The 21,633-nt window shown below is 30.6% G+C and carries 21 protein-coding genes; all 21 read left to right on the plus strand.

The genetic code is table 11. From position 1 onward, the window contains the following. The first annotated feature begins 248 nt into the window (after positions 1-248). The 21 genes from DMR38_RS06200 to der all read left to right on the plus strand — a co-directional run bounded on the left by DMR38_RS06200 (position 249) and on the right by der (position 21,633). On the plus strand, positions 249-1,304 hold the full coding sequence (locus tag DMR38_RS06200; RefSeq protein WP_127720480.1) for a type IV pilus twitching motility protein PilT: 1,056 nt from the start codon (positions 249-251) through the stop codon (positions 1,302-1,304). 134 nt (positions 1,305-1,438) lie between these two features. Next, a complete protein-coding gene (locus DMR38_RS06205) occupies positions 1,439-2,713 on the plus strand; it encodes a glycosyltransferase family 2 protein (protein WP_127720481.1) in 1,275 nt (424 codons plus the stop codon). 385 nt (positions 2,714-3,098) lie between these two features. Then, positions 3,099-4,370: a cell division protein FtsA gene (ftsA, locus tag DMR38_RS06210; protein ID WP_127720482.1), complete on the plus strand. Its 1,272-nt coding sequence runs from the start codon at positions 3,099-3,101 to the stop codon at positions 4,368-4,370. Positions 4,371-4,388: 18 nt separating this feature from the next. Then, the gene (ftsZ, locus tag DMR38_RS06215; RefSeq protein ID WP_013237895.1) at positions 4,389-5,498 is read left to right on the plus strand and encodes a cell division protein FtsZ; all 1,110 of its coding nucleotides are present in this window, start codon (positions 4,389-4,391) and stop codon (positions 5,496-5,498) included. Positions 5,499-5,722: 224 nt separating this feature from the next. Continuing rightward, complete coding sequence (gene spoIIGA / locus DMR38_RS06220) at positions 5,723-6,520, plus strand: sigma-E processing peptidase SpoIIGA (protein WP_127720483.1); 798 nt, start codon at positions 5,723-5,725, stop codon at positions 6,518-6,520. A gap of 48 nt (positions 6,521-6,568) precedes the next feature. Beyond that, complete coding sequence (sigE, locus tag DMR38_RS06225; protein WP_023163094.1) at positions 6,569-7,276, plus strand: RNA polymerase sporulation sigma factor SigE; 708 nt, start codon at positions 6,569-6,571, stop codon at positions 7,274-7,276. 73 nt (positions 7,277-7,349) lie between these two features. After that, a complete protein-coding gene (sigG, locus tag DMR38_RS06230; protein ID WP_065077497.1) occupies positions 7,350-8,123 on the plus strand; it encodes an RNA polymerase sporulation sigma factor SigG in 774 nt (257 codons plus the stop codon). 289 nt (positions 8,124-8,412) lie between these two features. Then, positions 8,413-8,679, plus strand: coding sequence for a YlmC/YmxH family sporulation protein (locus tag DMR38_RS06235; RefSeq protein ID WP_127720484.1), 267 nt, complete (start codon positions 8,413-8,415; stop codon positions 8,677-8,679). A 67-nt stretch (positions 8,680-8,746) separates the two neighbouring features. Then, a complete protein-coding gene (gene nrdR / locus DMR38_RS06240; protein WP_127720485.1) occupies positions 8,747-9,202 on the plus strand; it encodes a transcriptional regulator NrdR in 456 nt (151 codons plus the stop codon). Between the two features lie 154 nt (positions 9,203-9,356). Beyond that, positions 9,357-10,067, plus strand: coding sequence for a peptidoglycan editing factor PgeF (gene pgeF, locus DMR38_RS06245; protein WP_127720486.1), 711 nt, complete (start codon positions 9,357-9,359; stop codon positions 10,065-10,067). Between the two features lie 15 nt (positions 10,068-10,082). Next, a complete protein-coding gene (locus DMR38_RS06250; RefSeq protein ID WP_127720487.1) occupies positions 10,083-10,778 on the plus strand; it encodes a response regulator transcription factor in 696 nt (231 codons plus the stop codon). 12 nt (positions 10,779-10,790) lie between these two features. Continuing rightward, positions 10,791-12,515, plus strand: coding sequence for an ATP-binding protein (locus DMR38_RS06255; protein ID WP_127720488.1), 1,725 nt, complete (start codon positions 10,791-10,793; stop codon positions 12,513-12,515). Between the two features lie 168 nt (positions 12,516-12,683). Next, on the plus strand, positions 12,684-13,586 hold the full coding sequence (locus DMR38_RS06260; RefSeq protein WP_127720489.1) for a phosphate ABC transporter substrate-binding protein: 903 nt from the start codon (positions 12,684-12,686) through the stop codon (positions 13,584-13,586). Positions 13,587-13,656: 70 nt separating this feature from the next. After that, positions 13,657-14,550: a phosphate ABC transporter permease subunit PstC gene (gene pstC, locus DMR38_RS06265; RefSeq protein WP_127723947.1), complete on the plus strand. Its 894-nt coding sequence runs from the start codon at positions 13,657-13,659 to the stop codon at positions 14,548-14,550. Then, a complete protein-coding gene (gene pstA, locus DMR38_RS06270) occupies positions 14,550-15,437 on the plus strand; it encodes a phosphate ABC transporter permease PstA (RefSeq protein WP_127720490.1) in 888 nt (295 codons plus the stop codon). Before pstC ends, pstA begins: the two co-directional genes overlap by 1 nt. A gap of 12 nt (positions 15,438-15,449) precedes the next feature. Further along, the gene (gene pstB / locus DMR38_RS06275; RefSeq protein WP_063557262.1) at positions 15,450-16,199 is read left to right on the plus strand and encodes a phosphate ABC transporter ATP-binding protein PstB; all 750 of its coding nucleotides are present in this window, start codon (positions 15,450-15,452) and stop codon (positions 16,197-16,199) included. A gap of 50 nt (positions 16,200-16,249) precedes the next feature. Next, positions 16,250-16,906 (plus strand): phosphate signaling complex protein PhoU, encoded by a 657-nt coding sequence (gene phoU / locus DMR38_RS06280; RefSeq protein ID WP_127720491.1) that lies wholly within the window; start codon positions 16,250-16,252, stop codon positions 16,904-16,906. Between the two features lie 283 nt (positions 16,907-17,189). Then, positions 17,190-17,813 carry a DUF47 family protein gene (locus DMR38_RS06285; protein ID WP_127720492.1) on the plus strand — a complete coding sequence of 208 codons (624 nt, stop codon included), beginning with the start codon at positions 17,190-17,192 and terminating at the stop codon, positions 17,811-17,813. Further along, positions 17,806-18,801, plus strand: coding sequence for an inorganic phosphate transporter (locus DMR38_RS06290; protein WP_127720493.1), 996 nt, complete (start codon positions 17,806-17,808; stop codon positions 18,799-18,801). Before DMR38_RS06285 ends, DMR38_RS06290 begins: the two co-directional genes overlap by 8 nt. A 177-nt stretch (positions 18,802-18,978) precedes the next feature. Beyond that, positions 18,979-20,313: a DUF512 domain-containing protein gene (locus tag DMR38_RS06295; RefSeq protein ID WP_127720494.1), complete on the plus strand. Its 1,335-nt coding sequence runs from the start codon at positions 18,979-18,981 to the stop codon at positions 20,311-20,313. Between the two features lie 3 nt (positions 20,314-20,316). Next, positions 20,317-21,633 carry a ribosome biogenesis GTPase Der gene (der, locus tag DMR38_RS06300; protein WP_127720495.1) on the plus strand — a complete coding sequence of 439 codons (1,317 nt, stop codon included), beginning with the start codon at positions 20,317-20,319 and terminating at the stop codon, positions 21,631-21,633.

Genomic DNA, 21,633 nt, shown 5'->3' on the forward strand with positions numbered 1-21,633 from the left:
GGTTTTAATAAATTCCATTATGTATTTTTGAACAATTTTATGTAAATGCATATGGAATTTATTTTATTTTTTAATAATTATAAATAACTTTGGATAAAAGTAAAATTATTTATAAAAAAGTAGACATAAATGACGAATATAATAAGGTATAATATAATTTTATAAATAACTTTTAAATTTTGTAATTAAAATTTTATTCTATAAAATAATTATTGAAAATATAGATGGATTAGAGAGGGGAGCTTAAATTGCTATCACTAAAAGACTTATTAGAAATAACTATTAAAGAAGAGGCATCAGATTTGCACCTTACTGTAGGTATACCTCCTGTAATAAGAGTAAATGGAGAACTTGAAGTACTTGGAAAGGAAAAATTACAGCCAGCAGATACAGAAAGATTTAGTAAAGAAATATTAGATAAAGATTATGATAAATATATGAAAATTGGAGAAATCGATATATCATTTTCTGTAGCTGGGCTTGGTAGATTTAGAGTAAATGTTTTTAAGCAAAGGGGGAGTAATGCTATTGCAGTGAGAGTTGTAGGATTGAAAATACCTACTTTAAATGAACTTAAATTTCCACAGGTAATAAAAAATCTTTTATCTTATAAAAAAGGACTGATTTTGGTAACAGGTCCTACAGGTTGTGGAAAAAGTACAACTTTAGCAGCTATGATAAATGAAATAAATTGTACAAGAGCTTCACATATAATAACTCTAGAAGATCCTATAGAATATTTACATAAGCACAACAAGTCTATAATAAATCAGAGGGAAATAGGGAAAGATTCTATTAGCTATGCTAATGCCTTAAAGGCAGTGCTTAGAGAAGATCCAGATGTAATTTTAGTGGGAGAAATGAGAGACCTTGAAACTATATCTGTTGTGCTTACTGCTTCTGAAACTGGACATCTGGTATTTTCAACGTTACATACTATAGGAGCAGCTAAAACTATAGATAGAGTTGTAGATGTATTTCCACCTTATCAACAACAGCAGATAAAAATACAATTAGCAGCAGTTTTAAGGGGAATAGTATCTCAGCAGCTTATACATAGAGAAGATGGTAAGGGAAGAGTGGCAGCAGTTGAGACTATGATCGCCACTCCTGCCATTAAAAATATGATAAGAGAAGGAAAAACCTATCAAATAGAATCTTCAATGCAAACAGGATCAAAGTATGGCATGAAGACTATGGATATAGCACTGGCAGAACTTTATAAAAAAGGATTAATATCTTATGAATCTGCCATTGCTTATGCTTGTGATGCAAATATAATAACTAAAATAATTTCTTTATAGAGATTTATGTAAAAAAGTAGAACTTTCAAGTGCTGCTTTTTTACATAACTAAAATATTTTAATTAATTATTATAATTACTATAGTAATTAAATTTTATTTGTGCTAAAATAACTTTGAATTAGGGGGGATTAAATTGAGCATTTTTAAGGAATTAATTCATAATGCCTCTCGTGTTTTAACTTATACAGTTTATATAATATCTATTTATTATTTGTTTATATCAATTTTTGGCATACGAAGAAAGAAAGATACTGTAGAGGTAAAACCAGAAAAAAGTTTTGCATTAGTTGTTGCAGCTCACAATGAAGAAGTTGTAATTGATGATATTATAGAAAGTTTAAAAAAACTTGATTATCCTAAGGCATTATATGACATTTTTGTAATTGCAGATAACTGTACAGATAAAACTGCATTAAAGGCTAGAAAAAAAGGAGCCATTGTGTATGAAAGATTTACCGAAGGAAAAAGAGGTAAAGGTTATGCACTGGAGTGGATGTTTGATAAGATCTTTAAGATGAAAAAAAAATATGATGCTGTTGCTATATTTGATGCTGATAATTTGGTTAATAGAAATTTCTTGAAGGAGATGAATAAGCAGCTTTGCAAAGGCTATAAAGTTGTTCAGGGTTATTTGGATAGTAAGAACCCTTGTGATACGTGGATTACAGGAAGTTATTCTATAGCATTTTGGACCTGTAACAGGATGTTTCAACTAGCTAGAAGTAATTTAGGTCTGTCAACTCAACTTGGTGGAACTGGTTTTTGCATAGACATAACTGTTTTAAAAAAATTAGGTTGGGGTGCCACGTGTCTTACGGAAGATTTGGAGTTTACATGTAAATTGATATTGAATGGTTATAAGGTAGGATGGGCTCATGATGCCATAATATATGATGAAAAGCCACTTACGCTTTTCCAGTCTTGGAAACAGAGAAAAAGATGGATGCAGGGATTTGCAGATGTATCCAGCAGATATTTTTTTAAACTTTTGATAAAATCAATAAAAAGTTGCAATTTTGTACTTCTTGATTGTGCATTTTATAGTATTCAACCTATAGTAACTGTTCTTATAGGAATTTCTGCTATAAGTGGTGTAATTCAATATTTTATGAAGACATATAATTTAATATCTAATTTCAATACAGTTGTATACTCTATAAATTTTGATTTGTTTACGATTATAGCGGTACTATTTTCTATATTACAATTTGTATATACTCCTTTTGTACTTATTTTAGAAAAAAAATTAGATCTTAGGATATTTGGGTATTACATAATTTATCCTCTATATGTTATAACATGGTTTCCAATTTCTCTTCAAGGAATTATATACAAAAACGATAAAGAATGGAATCATACTATTCACAGTAGAAGTGTAAAGATAAAAGATTTAGAAAAAGCTAATTAAATAAATTTTTATAGGGGGAAAAGGCTGCAAGTCTTTTCCCCTATTGGGGTGTATTTGAACAGGATTTATTCCCAAATTAATTTAATATTGTTTAACTTAATTTGAGTTTTTATTAAAATGTGATAAAATATAAGAGGAAAATTAGATTTTTTGTTGAATATATATTTTGGATGTGTATTTCCTATAGTTTTCTTTATCCGATGACTACCTGCTCGTGCTCTAATATGTGATAATATTTTATGTTTATAATAAAAAATGTATGAATGTAAAAAGATCTTTACTTTATGAAATTGGGGAGCGGTTACGTACATGGATAACGTCTTCTAAGATTCAAAAAGTTGAATCTAGGAATTATGTTTATGCAAAGGAGGGAAAAAATACTTTAATGAATGAGTATATAATTGGCATAGATATAGGTTCGTCCAATATATGTGCTGCTGCTGGAAAAGTGGACAAACATGCTGGAGTACAGATAATGGGTATAACTTCTTCAAATTGTACGGGAGTGAAAAGAGGAATAGTTGTAGATATAGATAATACTTCAGAATCTATAAAAAAATGTATAAATTCTCTAGAAAGAATGCTTGATACTAAAATATCAGAAGCGTATATATCTTTACCAGGAGGAATAAGTGAGATTATTTGGAATAAAGGTGTAGTTGCCGTATCTTCAGAAGATCGTGAAATAAAACAAAATGATGTAAAAAGAGTTTTAAAAGCATCTAAAATTATTACAGTTCCAAATGATAAAGAAATAATAGGGGTAATACCTGAGCAATACATAATTGATGGTTATGACAAAATAAAGGATCCCATAGGTATGAGCGGATTAAGATTAGAAGTAGACTCACAAATAATAATGGCTCAGTCAGCAATAGTAAATAATATTTTTAAAAGTGTAAATAAAGCAGGAATAAAGGTTTTAGGGGTAGTATTTCAACCCATAGCTATATCTGAAGTAGTACTAAAAGAGGATGAAATTCAACGTGGAGTAGCTCTGGTTGATGCAGGAGCGGAGTCTATAAATATTTATATTTATGAGGGTGGAAATTTGAGGAGTATAAGTACTATAGGCTTAGGTGGAAATATAATAACAAATGATATTGGAGTTTGTTTAAAACTTTCTGCTTCAGAGGCAGAAAAACTCAAAATAAAATATGGAAGTCTTGAAATAAACCATGATGAAGAAAACTTTAAGATAGAAGTCGACGCTGATTATAATAACAAAGTAAAGGTTGACTATAATATTTTAGTTCAAATTATACAAGCTAGGGTAGAAGAATTATTTTCTATAATAGATAGGGAAATAAGAAATTCAGAGTATTATGATAAACTTTCGGGAGTAGTTATGGTAGGAGGCGGAATGGCTGCTATAAATGGAATAGAAAAATTTGGTGAAAGTGTGTTGAAGAAGCTTGTAAGAATTGGAGTCCCCAAATATATAGGAGCAGCTAGTCCTATGTATGCTACAGCAGTTGGAGTAGTAAAAGATGTTTCAAATTCAATAAAAGTTAAAAATGCGGCATTTACAGATCCAATTAAAAATAAAGATATATGTGATTATGAGGAAACAGATCAAGAAGAAAAAACAAGTAAAAAAAATAAAGATAGTAGTTTTGTATCAAGAATAAAACAATTCTTTACAGATTTTTTTTAATAAAGGAGGCAGGGTATTGTGTTAGATTTTGATGTTGATGTTCAACAATTTGCTCAGATAAAAGTAATAGGATGCGGTGGTGGAGGAAACAATGCCGTAAACAGAATGATAAAAGAAGGATTAAAAAATGTTGAATTTATAGCTATAAATACAGATAAGCAAGCATTAATGCTTTCACAAGCATCGCAAAAAATACAAATAGGTGATAAGCTTACCAAAGGACTTGGTGCAGGGGCAAATCCTGAAATAGGAAAAAAAGCTGCAGAGGAAAATAAGGATGAAATATCTCAAGCTATAAAAGGTGCGGACATGGTATTTATTACAGCAGGTATGGGTGGTGGAACTGGTACAGGGGCAGCTCCTATAATTGCAGAAATTGCAAAATCAATGGGCATACTTACTGTAGGAGTGGTTACTAAACCTTTTCCTTTTGAAGGAAGAAAGAGGATGCTTCATGCAGAAATGGGAATAAAGGATTTGAAGGATAAAGTTGATACTTTGGTTACAATACCAAATGAAAGATTGCTTTCTGTGGTGGATAAAAAGACAACTTTAATGGAATCTTTTAGACTTGCAGATGATGTATTAAGGCAAGGTGTTCAGGGTATATCCGATTTAATTACTATACCTGGACTTGTAAATTTGGATTTTGCAGATGTTAGAACAATTATGATAGACAAGGGTCTTGCACATATGGGTGTAGGTAAGGGAAATGGTGATAATAGGGCACAGGATGCAGCAAAACAGGCAATATCAAGTCCACTTCTTGAAACTTCCATAGTAGGGGCTACTGGTGTACTTTTGAATATAACAGGTGGACAGGATCTAGGGCTTTTAGAAATAAATGAAGCTGCAGAGATAGTTCAAGATGCAGCAGATCCTGATGCAAACATAATATTTGGAGCTGTTATAGATGAGGAAATAAAAGATGAAATAAGAATTACTGTAATAGCTACAGGTTTTGAAACGGGAAAAGATGAAGTTAAGAGGGAGACAAAATCCGATATCAAATCTTCAAGGCGAAGTATGATGAATAATGAAGATGAAGCAGCAGCTTCTGTGGAATATGAGAAAATTGATGAAAATAATTTGGAAGTACCGGCTTTCCTAAGGAGACAGAGAAAGTAGAAAAAATCCGTGTATAGTTTAAAGCTATACACGGATTTTTTATTATCTAATTTTACGTAAATCATTTTAATTGAAATGATTTTAAATAGTACTAAAAAAAGATTTCATGGCATAATATAGAAAATAAAAATATTGTATATGATTAAGAAATGACAAAATTTTGAAATATATAAGTATATAATAAAGGTAAATACAGGAAAACAAAGGTGGAGGTGAGTTTATAATTGGTAGTATATGCAGACTTGCTAATGTTAATAAACTTTATAGTAAACTTTTTTCTGTTGTATATTACAGGAAGAACTCTTAAGTTAAAGATAAAACTTAAATTTATAATTTTAGCTGCAGTTATAGGAAGTGGTTATACGGTTACATTAATTTATCCAGCCTTAAATGTATTTTCTGCTTTCTATTTTAAAATTTTGGTAGCAGCTATGCTAATTTATATTTCTTTTGGTAATAGGGGATTTATATGTAATTTCAAAATTTCAGCTGTATTTATTTTATATTCTATGCTGCTAGCAGGTATTTGTATGTTTGTGGAATATAGTAATTGCTCTTATACAGGAGATTATGTGATAATTAATTTCCCTTATGAATGGCTTTTTATTTCTATCATGGTGTTGTACATAACAATTGATAGGTTAGTAATTTATGTTAAGGATAGGAACAAGATGTTTAAACTAATTTATGATGTAGATATTGTATTCAAAAACAAAAGCAAGACTGTAAAGGCATTTTTAGATACCGGGAACGAGCTTAGGGAGCCAGCTACCAATTTGCCAGTAGTGATAGTTGAGAAATCTGTATTTGAAAATATAAATCTGGAGGGAATGGATAAGTTCTACATACCCTATAGAGTTATAAACGGCAAGTGTGGCAAGCTTCAGGGATTTAAACCAGATGTAGTAAAAATAGATTTTGGACAAGAGACTAAATATAGAGAAGTTATAATTGCTATTTGTAAGGATAAATTGAGTAAATTTGATGATTATCATGCACTTCTTTCTAGGGGAGTGATATAGGCGGCATGTGCTTGTGTAAAAGGAAATTAAATGATGGAGGCTATGATTATGCTTAGGTTAAAAATATTGTTGAACAGAATACTTACAAAATTTAAATTTGCAATAAAAAATATATATTATATAGGGGGAAATGATGTACTACCACCTCCACTTAGCAAAAAAGAAGAAGAAGATTTGGTTTTGAAGTTAGTTTCTGGAGATGAGAAGGTAAGATCTACTCTTATAGAAAGAAATTTACGTTTGGTAGTTTATATAGCTAGAAAGTTTGAAAATACAGGGGTAAATGTGGAAGATTTAGTATCAGTAGGTACCATAGGACTTATAAAAGCAGTAAATACATTTAATCCTGAGAAAAAAATAAAATTAGCTACTTATGCTTCTAGATGTATAGAAAATGAAATACTCATGTATCTGAGAAGAAATAGTAAAACAAAGGCAGAAATTTCTTTTTATGAACCACTCAACATAGATTGGGATGGAAATGAATTATTGCTTTCTGATATTTTAGGAACGGACAATGACGTAGTTTACAATTTTATAGAAGATGAAGTGGATAAGCAGCTTCTAATGCTAGCCATGAAAAAATTAAGTGACAGAGAAAAGGAGATAGTTAATCTAAGGTTTGGATTAAATGGCAAAAGTGAAAAAACTCAGAAAGAAGTTGCAGACTTACTTGGAATATCACAATCTTATATATCAAGGCTTGAAAAGAGAATAATAAAGAGACTTAGAAAAGAAATAAATAAAATGTTATAGGGTTGTCTTTAGTATAAAACTCAGCTTCTTAGTAAATACTTAAAATGCTATATATTCTAAAGGGGCTGATTACATGATAATTAATAAAGTAGAAATTTGTGGCGTAAATACATCAAAATTGCCAGTTCTCAAGGGAAAGGAAATGAAAGAACTTTTAATAAAAATGCAGCAGGGAGATAATGAATGCAGAGAAAAGTTTATAAAGGGTAATTTACGATTGGTGTTAAGTGTAATACAGAGGTTTAATAACAGGGGAGAAAATGTAGATGATCTATTTCAAGTAGGATGTATAGGGCTTATAAAAGCCATTGACAACTTTGATTTAAGTCAAAATGTTAAATTTTCAACTTATGCTGTACCTATGATTATAGGAGAGATAAGAAGATACTTAAGGGATAATAATTCCATAAGGGTAAGTAGATCTCTTAGAGATATTGCTTATAAAGCACTTCAAGTTAGAGATAAATTAATAAGGGAAAATAATAAAGAGCCAACTATATCACAGATAGCAGAGGAATTAAATATACCAAGAGAGGAAGTGGTATTTGCATTGGATGCCATTCAGGATCCAGTTTCACTGTTTGAACCCATATATCATGATGGTGGTGATGCAATTTATGTAATGGATCAAATAAGTGATACTAAAAATTTGGATGAAAATTGGTTGGAAAACATATCGATAAAAGAAGCCATGAAAAAATTAAATGACAGGGAGAAATTAATACTTAATTTAAGATTTTTTGATGGAAGGACTCAGATGGAAGTGGCAGATGAAATAGGTATATCACAAGCACAGGTATCTAGGTTAGAGAAAACTGCCTTAAGGCATATGCGAAAATATATATGAATAGGTATAATGTTTAATTTATAATAATTAGAAACTCAACTTTTTAGTTAATAGTTAAGAATTAAAAATTAATAGTTAATGTGGATTTTTTCGTTACACTACAAAAAATCTTTAATTAAATTTTTGAAGGCTTGTTTTGCTAAAGCAAAACATTACTAGGTACTGACTTATATAAATTTAAAGATTTTTGCGATAGCTAAAAATCATCCTTCACTATTAATTCTTCATTATAAATTCTTAACTTGCTAAAGTTAAGTTAAGAAATAATAAAAATGGGGGATGTACATAAATGGAGTTAGAAGGAGATTTATTTTCTTTAACTAATCTAAGAAATATGGAAATAATAGATATAAATACGGGTGCAAAATTAGGTTTTATAAAAGATTTAAAGATAAATTGTGAAGACCACAAGATAATGTCAATTATTTTACCATCTCAAACTTTTAAAATATCTTTATTTGGAAAAAATGAAGATATAGAAATACCCTGGGATAATGTAAAAAAAATAGGTGTAGATGTAATTTTGGTCGATGGAAAAAATCTTGTAGAGGAGTAGAAGTTTCCACAAGATAAGTATATAATTATAATATGTATACTATCTTATATGAAGGACGTGAATTAAAGTGAAATGCCCTTATTGTGGATACAATGAAACTAAAGTAGTGGACTCCAGATCTACAGATGACAATATGGCCATAAGAAGAAGAAGAGAATGTTTAAGGTGTAATAGAAGATATACCACTTATGAAAAAATTGAAAATGTACCCATTTTAGTTGTAAAGAAAAATATGAATAGAGAATATTTCGACAGGACAAAAATATTAAATGGATTGATAAAAGCTTGTGAAAAACGTCCTGTTTCAAGAAAACAAATTGAAAATATAACCGATGAAGTAGAGAAAAAGATAAATAATAACATGATTACAGAAATAAGTTCCTCGGAGATAGGGGAAATTATTATGGAGAATTTAAAAAAGGTGGATGAAGTGTCTTATGTCAGGTTCGCGTCTGTTTACAGGCAGTTTAAAGATATAAATACTTTTATGCAGGAAATAAAAAATCTTATTTCAAATAAATAAATGGTGTGCTTAAAGGCATACCATTTATTTTATGTTAAATTAAAGTTAAAAGATATTTATAGTCCCATCAATTAAAAAAACAATGTTAAAATATATTTAAGATAATTTTAAATATGTTTTTGGTTTTGAAGTAAATTCTAGATGGAGGATTAATATGGAAAAGGTTACAGTAGAAGGTTATGAATTTATAAAAATAGATTTGCCAGGTGCAGAAGCAATATTTTCAACAGCTAAAAATGATTTGAGCTTTAATAAATCCACAGATTCTGGAAAGAAAAATATTAAAAATTTAAAAAGTTGGTTTAATTTAAAAACTGTGGGATATTTGAATCAAGTCCATGGGTGCCAGAGTATAGTTTATACAGGCCAAGATGAAGAGGACGCAGATGGAATAATTACAAATGAGATTAACACAGCTGTGGGAGTTTTTAACGCAGATTGTATACCAATACTTTTATATGATAAGAAAAATAAGGTTATAGCAGCAGTCCACAGTGGATGGAAAGGCACTTTAGCTTGTATCCTTTCTAAAACCATTGAAAAACTTGAAAGGGATTTCAAAAGTGAATCTAAGGATATAATAGTATGTGTAGGACCGCATATTCACAGCTGCTGTTATGAAGTTGGGGAAGAATTAAAGGATAAATTTAAAAACTCTGATTTTTATAGATTTAAAGATGTATTTAGAGATAGAAATCTTGACCTAAAAAAATGTATATTGTATCAACTCCAGGACAGAGGTATAGAAAGTGAAAATATAAAATATTTAGATATATGTACCTATTGTAATACTGAATATGAAATGCATTCTTATAGAAAAAACAAAGACTATGGAAGAATGTTTTCGTTTATTTATCTAAAATAAAAATGGGGGATTATTATGTTACAAGAAAAGATATTGATAGTAGATGATGAAGAACATATTTGTGAACTTATTAAATTTAATCTTGAGAAAAATGGATATAAGGCTATTGTGGCAGGAAATGGGATAGATGCACTGAAAATTGTAAGGGAAGAGATGCCTCAGTTAATTTTACTGGATGTAATGTTGCCTGGAATGGATGGATATGATGTATGTAAAGAAATAAGAAAGGACAATGCCATATCTTTTATTCCTGTAATAATGATAACTGCCAGAGGAGAGGAATTTGACAAGGTACTAGGACTAGAACTTGGAGCAGATGATTACATGACAAAGCCTTTTTCCATAAGGGAATTGATTGCTAGGGTTAAAGCTGTACTCAGGAGAACTTCAGTAAAACCTATAGATAAATGCTATGTATTTGGACAGGTAAGCATAGATTTTGATAAACATGAAGTGATTAAAAATGGAGAAAAGGTAGAATTAACCTTAAAAGAATTTGAACTCTTAAAAATGCTTATAAAAAATAGAGGAAGAGTAATGACTAGAGATTTTTTACTAGATAAAATATGGGGATATGAGTATGTTGGAGAAACTAGGACAGTTGATGTTCATATAAGACATTTAAGACAAAAAATAGAGGATTTCGACAAAAAACCTAAGTATATTGAAACTATTCGTGGTATTGGTTATAGATTTAATTCAGAAGAGTAGTTGGTGAAAAAAATGAAAAAAAGATTAACGCTTTCAATGCTCTGTACTCTCATATTTAGTATGGTTATAACAACTGTATTATTTATAGTAATTGAAAATCACGAATACATTGAGAACATGAAACAAACTTTAAAAGTGAATAACCAGATTATAATAAATGTACTGAAAAATGAAAAGATAGATAATGGGGGAAGTTTTTTTAAAAAACAATTTGAAAATAAACTTATAAGAGAAACTTTAATAGACAGGAATGGCAAAGTAATAAGTGATTCTGTGGCAGTAGAAAAGGATATGAATAATCACAATCACAGAAAGGAAATTCAAGAAGCAAGAAAAAGTGGGACTGGTTATGATATAAGAGTCAGTGATACTACGGGTAAAAAAACACTTTATTTTGCCACTATATTTAAAGATGGATATGTAGTAAGAAGTGCATTTACCATGCAGACAATTAAGGGATTTGAGGATAATTATTTTAAATATTATATAATTATAACCCTTTTTTCCATACTTGTTTCTATAGTATTTGCCTTAAAGCTTTCAAAGTCCATAGTAGACCCTATAAAAAAGCTTCAATATACTACAGCTAGTATAGCAAGTGGAGAGTTGGATAAAAGAGTGAGAATTAATTCTAAGGATGAAATAGAGGAGTTAGGTAATACATTTAATTGTATGGCAGATGCTCTCCAGAGTACCCTAAAGGATTCTCTAGATAAGCAAAATAAACTAGAGGCAATACTTAAAAGTATGGACAGTGGTGTAATAGCTGTTGATACCAAGTACAATATTATAATGATAAATCCCTATGCAAAAAAGATATTTGGAATAAAGAAAGATATAATAGGTGAAAGTTTGATAGATAATATAAGGGATTTTGAGTTAGAAGAAATATTTAAAAGTATGGAAGATGACTACAGGGAAATCAAAATACTGTGGCCAAGAGAGAGAGAATTAAGGATAAAAACAGCATATATCATAAATAGCAGTAAAAAAATAGGTAAAGTGGCAGTAATTCAAGATATAACGGATATAAAAAAGTTGGAAAACATGAGGTCTCAATTTGTGGCTAATGTTTCTCATGAATTAAAAACTCCACTTACTTCCATAAAAGGATTTGCAGAAACTTTAAAATATGTAGATGATTCTGAAAATAAAAATAGATTTTTAAATATAATAAACGATGAAGCAGATAGGCTTACCAGGTTAATAAATGATATATTAACTCTTTCTCATATAGAAAGCAATAGTATAGATAAATTAGGGGAAGTAAAAATAGACGATATAGTAAGAGATGTATGTTATATGATGAAAACTGCAGCGGATAAAAAGAATATTAAGATAGAAAAAATAGGGGATAAAGTACCTAGCATATGGGCTGATGCAGATAGATTTAAGCAAATGGTAATAAACCTCATGGACAATTCAATAAAATATACTAACAATGGTGGTACGATAAAAGTTGGAACAATGCTTCAAGACAACAATTGCGTTCTATGGGTAGAGGACAACGGTGTAGGAATTTCAGAAGAACATCAACACAGACTTTTTGAAAGATTTTATAGAGTGGATAAAGCTAGATCCAGAAGTCAGGGTGGAACAGGACTAGGACTTGCTATAGTAAAACACATAGTTTTAGGACTTAGTGGAACTATAGACCTCCAAAGTGAAGTTGGAAAGGGGAGTAAATTTACAGTTAAAATTCCTCTAGATGATAATAGTAAAAATGAAAATATATAGTTAAGCAATGAATTAACATCTGTACTTAAAAAATAAGTATGGATGTTAATTTTAATTAACATGGATGTAATAAAGGAGTAACCTTTGAGGGATATTATAAACATTGTAGTAATACATAGTTAATAAAAACACATTATTAGGGATCAAATTTTAAGGAGGTCTAATATTATGAAGAAAAAAGGCTTAAGAGTTCTTATAGCAGCTATGACTATTACTGTAGTTGCAGGAGCATTTGTTGGATGTGGTGGAAGCAAAAATCAAAGTAGTTCTGGAGGTACATCAGAAGGATCTAAACAGGAAGTAACAGGATCTATAACATTAGCAGGCTCTACTGCACTTCAGCCTTTAGCAGAACAGATCGGAAAGACGTTTTCCGGGAAGAACCCGAAGGCAACTATAAATGTTCAAGGTGGAGGAAGCGGTACTGGTTTGAATTTAGCATTGCAGCATACCGCAGATATAGGAAATTCTGACGTAACAGCAGAATCAAAATTAGACGCAAATAAGGCAAAGCAGTTAGTAGACCATAAGGTATGTGCAATAGGATTTGCAGTAGTAGTAAATCCTAATGTTAAGGTTGATTCTTTAACAAAAGATCAAATACAAAAAATATTTACAGGCCAAATTACTAATTGGAAGGATGTAGGGGGAGATGACATGAAGATAAATGTGGTAAATAGAACAAAGTCATCTGGCACAAGAGCTACATTTAAAGATACGGTAATGGGTGGAAAGGATGAAAAGGAAGGACTTGGAACAACCCAGGATTCTAATGGAAATGTAGAAAGTGCAATCAAAACTACTCAAGGTTCCATAAGCTATCTAGCTCTTTCATATTTAACAGGCTCAGTAAAAAGTAATGTTAAAGCTTTAAAAATAGAAGGTGTTGAAGCTTCAACAGAAAATATAGTTTCTAAAAAATATCCTTTCTGGTCTTTTGAACATATGTATACAAACGGGGAAGCAAAAGGACTGGCAAAAACTTATATAGATTATGTACTCAGCAATGAAAATAAAGATACTATAAAGAAACTTGGATATATACCAATGAGTGATATGAATGAAAAATAATTTGGAAGGTTTTAATGGCTGGCTGCAAAAACAGCTGGCCATTAAAAATATAAATTTGAGGTCGGTGAATATGGAGAAAAAGTCATTTTGGAATAAACTAAAAAATGAGTATATAGGAAGAGGATTTGCAACACTTTGTGGATTAATTATTATAGTTCTTACATTGAGTATAATAGTTTTTATATTTTCAAAAGGAATAAATACATTTGTAAAATGGAGATATCCTATAACTGAATTTTTATTTACTTCTAATTGGGTTCCTGACAGCAGCAATCCCAAACTTGGGGCAGCTATATTTTTTGTAGGATCTATACTTGTTTCTGTAGGGGCAGTTATAATAAGTGCGCCTATAGGTATAGCACTTGCTGTATTTATGCATTATATATCTCCTAAGATAGGTTCTAAGATATTACAACCTTCTTTAGAATTATTTGTAGGCATACCTTCAGTTGTATATGGCTGGGTAGGATTTAGTGTACTTCTTCCATTTTTAAAGAGAGGTTTTGGAGGTATTGGTTTTAGCCTAATTGCAGGTATATTAGTTTTGAGTATAATGATTTTACCTACTATAGCAAGCATATCCGCAGATGCTGTAAAAACTATTCCCAAAAGTTATATGGAGGCATCTTATGGACTTGGTGCAACTAGATGGCAGACTATAAGAAGAGTCATAATTCCATCTGCTAAAAGTGGTATATTGACGGGAGTAGTATTAGGCCTTGCCAGGGCTTTTGGGGAAGCTCTGGCAGTGCAAATGGTAATAGGAAATACAGTGAAATTTCCTAAAGGTTTATTGAGTCCTACGTCCACACTTACTAGCGTTTTAACTATGGATATGGGAAATACGGTATCTGGAACTGCATGGAATGACGCATTATGGTCTCTAGCACTATTTCTTTTAATAATTTCTTTTATATTTATTATAATAATAAGAGCTATTGAAAAAAGGAGTGAAATAAAATAATGGATGCTAAAGTTAAAGATAGAATTTGGACTGGAGTCTTTTATGCAGTAACTGTTTTTGTAGTAGCTCTTTTAGTAGCTTTGATAGGATATATATTATTTAAGGGTATAGGATTTTTTAAACCATCATTTTTATTTGGAAACGCAAAATTTGGAGAAGCAGGAGGAGGTATAGGACCTCAGCTTTTTAACTCCTTTTATATGTTAATAGTTGCACTTATTATAAGTGTTCCCTTTGGTATAGGAGGGGGAATATACTTAGCAGAGTATGCTAGAGAAGGGAAACTTTTAAATATGATAAGATTGTGCATAGAGACTATGTCTTCTTTGCCTTCTATTGTAGTAGGATTGTTTGGACTTCTCATATTTGTAAATATGACCGGTTGGGGATTTACGCTATTATCAGGGGCGCTAGCCATATCTATATTGAATTTGCCGGCTTTAACTAGGGTGAGCGAAAATGCTATAAGGATAGCATCAATTCCTGTAAAAGAGGCTAGTCTTGGACTTGGTGCAACAAGGTGGCAAACTATATCGAAGGTAGTTATTCCGTCGGCAATACCACAGATATTGACAGGCATAATACTTGCAGCAGGGAGAATATTTGGAGAAGCAGCAGCACTTTTATATACAGCAGGAATGAGTGCACCTAAATTAAATTTCTCCTACATAAGTTTGACTAATAATGGCTCTGCTTTCAGTTTGATGAGACCTGCGGAAACGATAGCAGTATATATATGGAAACTAAATTCTGAGGGAATGGTACCAGATGCGTCACAAATAGCTAATAAAGCTTCTGCAGTTTTGGTAATTATGGTATTATTGTTTAATTTTTTAGCCAGAATTCTCGGGAAAAAAATATATGAAGCCTATACTGGTAAAAAATGAGGAGGAAAGTTGATGGATATAATATATACTAAAGATCTTGATCTATATTATGGATCTACCCAGGCTCTTAAAAAAGTAAGTTTAAATGTAGAAAAAAATTCAGTTACAGCATTAATAGGACCTTCTGGGTGTGGAAAATCTACATTTTTGAGAACTTTAAATAGAATGAATGACTTGATAGAGTCAGTTAGAATAGAAGGAAAAGTGTTTTTTGAAGGCAAGGACATATATCAAGATTATGATGTAATAGATTTAAGGAAAAGAATTGGAATGGTATTTCAAAGCCCTAATCCATTTCCTATGTCAATATATGATAATGTAGCATATGGACCTAGAATACATGGTATAAAGGACAAAAGTAAATTAGATGAATTAGTTGAAAATAGTTTAAAAGGGGCAGCTATTTGGGATGAAATTAAAGATAGATTGAATAGAAGTGCACTAGGGCTTTCTGGTGGTCAGCAGCAAAGATTGTGTATAGCAAGAACTCTTGCAGTAGAACCAGAGGTGCTGCTTATGGATGAACCTACTTCTGCATTAGATCCTATATCTACATTAAAAATAGAAGAATTAATGGATGTATTAAAGAAAAAATATACTATAATAATAGTTACTCATAATATGCAGCAGGCTGGTAGAATATCAGATTATACTGCTTTTTTCCTAAATGGAGAAGTTATAGAAGCACAAAAAACAGAAAATATTTTTTATAAACCTAAAGATAAAAGAACAGAGGATTATATTACAGGAAGATTTGGCTAAACTATAATTTTAAAATAAAAGTATATATTATATTTAAGAGAGGTGATATTGTGCCGAGAAGTAAGTTTGATTATGAATTATCGGAAATGCATAATGATGTACTTAGGATGGGAAGTGTAGTTGAAAAGCAAATTCATCAATGTATAGAAGCTTTAGTTAATCAGGATATAAAAATTGCAAGGGAAACTATAAAAAATGACGATTTAGTAGATAATTTGCAGAAAGAAATAGAAAATAAATGTATAAGATTGACTGCAAGAGAACAGCCTATTGCTACGGATTTGAGGATAATATTTACTACATCTAAATTAGTAACTGACCTGGAAAGAATAGCTGATCATGCTGTAGACATAGCGAAAGTTACATTGAGATTGGAAAGTGAAAAGTATGAAAGAAAGCTTATATATATACCTCAAATGGCTGAGATAATAAATAAGATGATAAAGAGGGCATTAGATGCTTATGTGGACAGAAACGTGGAAGAAGCGTATAAAGTTTGCAAAATGGATGATGAGGTAGATAAATTATATAAAAGTGTATTTAAAGAAATGTTGGAATTGATGAATAAAGATAAAAGCAAGATAAATCAATTTGCCCAATTGTTGTTTGTATGCAAATATTTAGAAAGAATAGCAGATCACGTAACTAATATATGTGAAGAGGCCATATATTTAGTTACAGGAGAACAAAAAGATTTAAATGAATAAATATATTAAACAATGCACTTAGGAAACTAGGTGCATTTATTTTGCAAAATATTAGCCTTTGCTGTAAATTAAGTTATCGGCAAATTCTTGTAGAATTTTTAATTGTTTTTAATTTTTAATGTCATGTAATATATTAAAATGGTATAGTTCATGCATTTAGTTAGCATATTAATCGTATATTTGCATATAATATAGAGGTTAATTTTGTATTTAATTTTAGTTAATTATATGTTATACTTTATAAGGTCGAAAATATATATTTTCAATAATAGGGAGGGATATAATGTTTGCTTTTACTCCAAAAGAAGACAAATTCTATGAGTTCTTTGTGCAAACTGCAAATATTGCCTATACAGAAGCAAAATTGTTGTTAGATTTTTTAAATAACCTGGAAAATTCAGAAGAAAATTTAAAAAAATTAAAAGAGGTGGAACATGAAGGAGATAAAAAACAGCATGAGATATTGGAACAGCTAAATAAGACATTTATTACCCCAATTGATAGGGAAGATATATATGCAATAGCAAACGACATGGATAATATTATTGATTATATGGAATCTACAGCTAGTAGATTTGTTATGTTTAATGTAAATGAATGTACGGAAGACGCTATTTCATTAAGCAAAATGATAGTTCAGTGCTGCAAGGAACTTATCATTATAATGGAAGAATTAAAAAATATGAAAACAAGCAAACAGTTATCAAAGAAAATAATAGAAGTAAATAGGATAGAAGAAGATGGAGATGTAGTTTCAAGGAAAGCTATTGGTGATATATTTAGAAAAGACATAGAAGTTATAGATGTCATAAAATGGAGAGAAATATATCAATATCTTGAGGATACTTTAGATGCCTGTGAGGATTTAGCTAATGTTATTGAAGGAGTAGTAATGAAAAATGCCTAGTACTTTAGTAGTAACTATTTTAATAGTTGTAATTGCAGTTATATTTGATGTTATTAATGGTTTTCATGATAGTGCTAATGCTATAGCCTGTGCTGTATCTACAAGGTCTTTAACTTTAAGACAGGCCGTTGTAATTTCTGCAGTTTTAAATTTTGCAGGTGCTTTTTTAAGCGTTTCAGTCGCGGAAACTGTGGGGAAAGGTATAGTTGATCCTAATAACATAACCCAGGAAGTAATTATAGCAGCCCTCGTTGGAGCTATAATATGGAACTTAATAACTTGGTATTTTGGAATACCTAGTAGTTCTTCCCATGCCCTTGTAGGAGGAATAGTAGGATCAGCAATTATATATAAGGGTACATTTCTAATTGTAAATTGGTCAACTCTTTTTTGGAAAGTTATTTTGTGGCTCATATTGTCGCCAGTAATAGGATTTATAGTGGGATTTATTATTATGAATATAATAAAAGCATTTCTAGTAAATACGAGACCTTCTACTGTAACAAAAATATTTTCAAAAGCTGAAATTTTTTCTACCATGTTTTTAGCTTTAAATCATGGTGAAAATGATGCTCAAAAAACTATGGGAGTTATAACTATGACTCTTGTGAGTGCTGGGTTTATAAAAGAATTTTCAGTACCTACATGGGTAAAAATAACCTGCGCACTTGCTATGGCATGTGGAACTGCAATGGGAGGAAAAAGGATAATTAAAACCATGGGTTCTAAAATGGCTAAAATAGTGCCAGTAAATGGTTTTGCAGCGGAAATGGGATCTTCTGCGGTAATATTAACAGCTACTATGTTTCAGGCACCTGTTAGCACAACTCATATAATAAATTCAGCTATAATGGGAGTTGGCTCAGCTAAAAGGCTTTCAGCAGTTAGATGGTCCGTAGTTAAAGATATAGTTATAACCTGGGTATTTACTATACCAAGCTGTGCTGTTATTTCAGGAATTATATTGTTTTTAATAAATTTACTATGATTTTGATAAAATCTCTTCTATTAATTTAGGGAGATTTTTTATTTAAAAAGTTTAATAATTGACTAAATATGCATATTAGGTTATATTCTAAATGTATGTTAAAGTATCTAGAGTTCAATGTTGTAACTTAATAGATTAAAAGTGTCATATCATAGATTTTAGCCGGGAGTTGTATAAATGGAAAATAAAATAAAAGCAATTAAATCTGAAAGCATTGCTGAGGAAATGGGAATAGAAAAGGGAGATTGTCTTTTATCCATTAATGGAGAGAAAGTCAAGGATATTATAGATTATAAATTTTTGATAAGCGATGAGTATATTAAAGTTGAAATAGAAAAGCAAAGTGGAGAAGTGTGGGATTTAGAGATAGAAAAGGAATATGATGAAGAACTGGGATTGGAATTTGAGGAACCTATTATTGATAAACCTAAAAGTTGCCATAATAAATGCATATTTTGCTTTATAGATCAGATGCCAAAAGGAATGAGAGATACCCTTTATTTTAAAGATGATGACTCAAGATTGGCATTTCTTCAAGGAAACTTTGTTACACTTACTAATATGAATGATGAGGACATAGATAGAATAATTAAATATAGGATAAGTCCTATAAATGTATCTGTACATACTACTAATCCTGAACTTAGAATTAAAATGATAAATAACAAATTTGCTGGCAATATATATACGTTATTAAAAAGACTTACCCAAAACGGCATAAAAATAAATTGTCAGATAGTATTATGTCCGGGTATAAATGATGGAGCAGAATTCAAAAGAACTGTAGAGGATTTGTATAGATTATATAATGGAGTGACAAATGTGTCAGTAGTTCCTGTTGGAATTACAAAGTACAGACAGAACCTTTCTGAATTATCTAGATACGATAAAAATTCTGCATCTAAACAATTAAAGATTGCAGAAGAATTGCAGCGTAAATATATAGGTGAAATAGGGACTCCTTTTGTGAGATTATCTGATGAATTTTATCTTGTCTCTGAAACCAAGATCCCAAACTGTAATTTTTATGAAAATTACAGCCAGTTAGAAGATGGTGTGGGAATGGTAAGAATATTTAGGGATAATATCGCAAGTCAGCTTGAAAGTTTAAATAAAGGTGCACGAGGGTCGTTTACATTTTTAACCGGGGAATTAGCCTATAATGAAATAAAAGATGCAGCAGAAAAAATAATGGAAAATAGTCCAGATATAATAATTGATGTAAAAAAAATAATAAATAATTTTTTTGGCCATACTATAACTGTGGCAGGGCTTATTACGGCAAGAGATATAATAGAACAATTAAAATATAAGACCTTAGGGAAAAACATAGTAATACCGGAATGTATGCTTAGAAAAGGATATGAACTTTCTAATTCAGATAAAAGGGTATTTCTAGATGATATAACTTTAGATGAATTGGAAAAAAGTTTAAGTAGAAACATACTGGTATGTGATTATACTGGAAATGATTTAATACAGATTATAAATGAAAACAGTGAGGTGGAATAACTAATGGGAAAACCAATAGTTGCTATAGTAGGAAGGCCTAATGTAGGTAAGTCTACATTATTTAACAAATTAGCAGGAAAGAGAATATCTATAGTGGAAGATACACCTGGAGTTACAAGAGACAGAGTGTATGCTGAAGCAGAATGGTTAAAATATAATTTTACCATAATTGATACAGGTGGAATTGAACCTGAGAGCACTGATGTAATAATTTCTCAAATGAGAAGGCAAGCTCAGGTGGCAGTGGAAACAGCAGATGTAATAATATTTATAGTAGATGGAAAAGAAGGGGTTACTGCAGCAGATAGGGAAGTAGCCCAAATGCTTAGAAAAAGTAAAAAACCAGTTGTACTTGTGGTGAATAAAATAGATAATATAAATCAAAATGATTATGTTTACGAATTTTATAACTTAGGTATAGGAGAACCTATGGCTATATCTGCATCACAGGCATTAGGACTTGGAGATATGCTGGATAAAGTAGTGGAAAACTTTAAAGGTGATGAAGATGATGATATAGACAGTGAGTATATAAAAATAGCTTTTATAGGAAAGCCAAATGTAGGAAAATCATCTCTTATAAATAAATTGTTAGGGGAAGAAAGAGTTATTGTAAGTGATATTCCCGGGACCACAAGGGATGCTGTAGACAGTTACCTAGAAACGGACTATGGAAAGTTTTTACTTATAGATACTGCAGGTCTTAGAAAAAAGAGTAAAGTTAAACAGGAAATAGAGAAATATAGTGTAATAAGAACTTACACTGCAATAGAGAGGGCAGATGTGTGTGTGCTTATATTGGATGCAGTTCACAGTATAAGTGAGCAGGATGAAAAGATAATAGGCTATGCTCATGAATTAAGTAAATCTATTATGGTTATAATTAACAAATGGGACTTAATAGATAAGGATACAAAAACAGTTAACAAATATAAGACGGAAATAGGAACAAGTCTTTCTTTTATGCCATATGCGCCCTATTTGTTTATATCTGCAAAAACAGGACAGAGAGTAAATAAGGTTTTACAACTTATAAAAGAATGCTATAACAATTATTGTAAGAAGATAAAAACAGGAGTGTTAAATGACATAATAAGTAAAGCAGTTATGATGAAAGAACCTCCTGTTATATTGGGTAAGAGATTAAAGATTTACTATGTAACTCAAATAGGAAATAAACCTCCTACTTTTGTATTTTTCGTAAATGACCCTAGCTGTGTTCATTTTTCTTATAGAAGGTATATTGAAAATCAATTGAGAGATAACTTTGACTTTACAGGAACAGGGATAAAGTTAGAGTTTAGGGAAAGGAAGGAATAA

It is taken from the genome of Clostridium sp. AWRP, from assembly GCF_004006395.2.
Taxonomy (GTDB): Bacteria; Bacillota; Clostridia; order Clostridiales; family Clostridiaceae; genus Clostridium_B.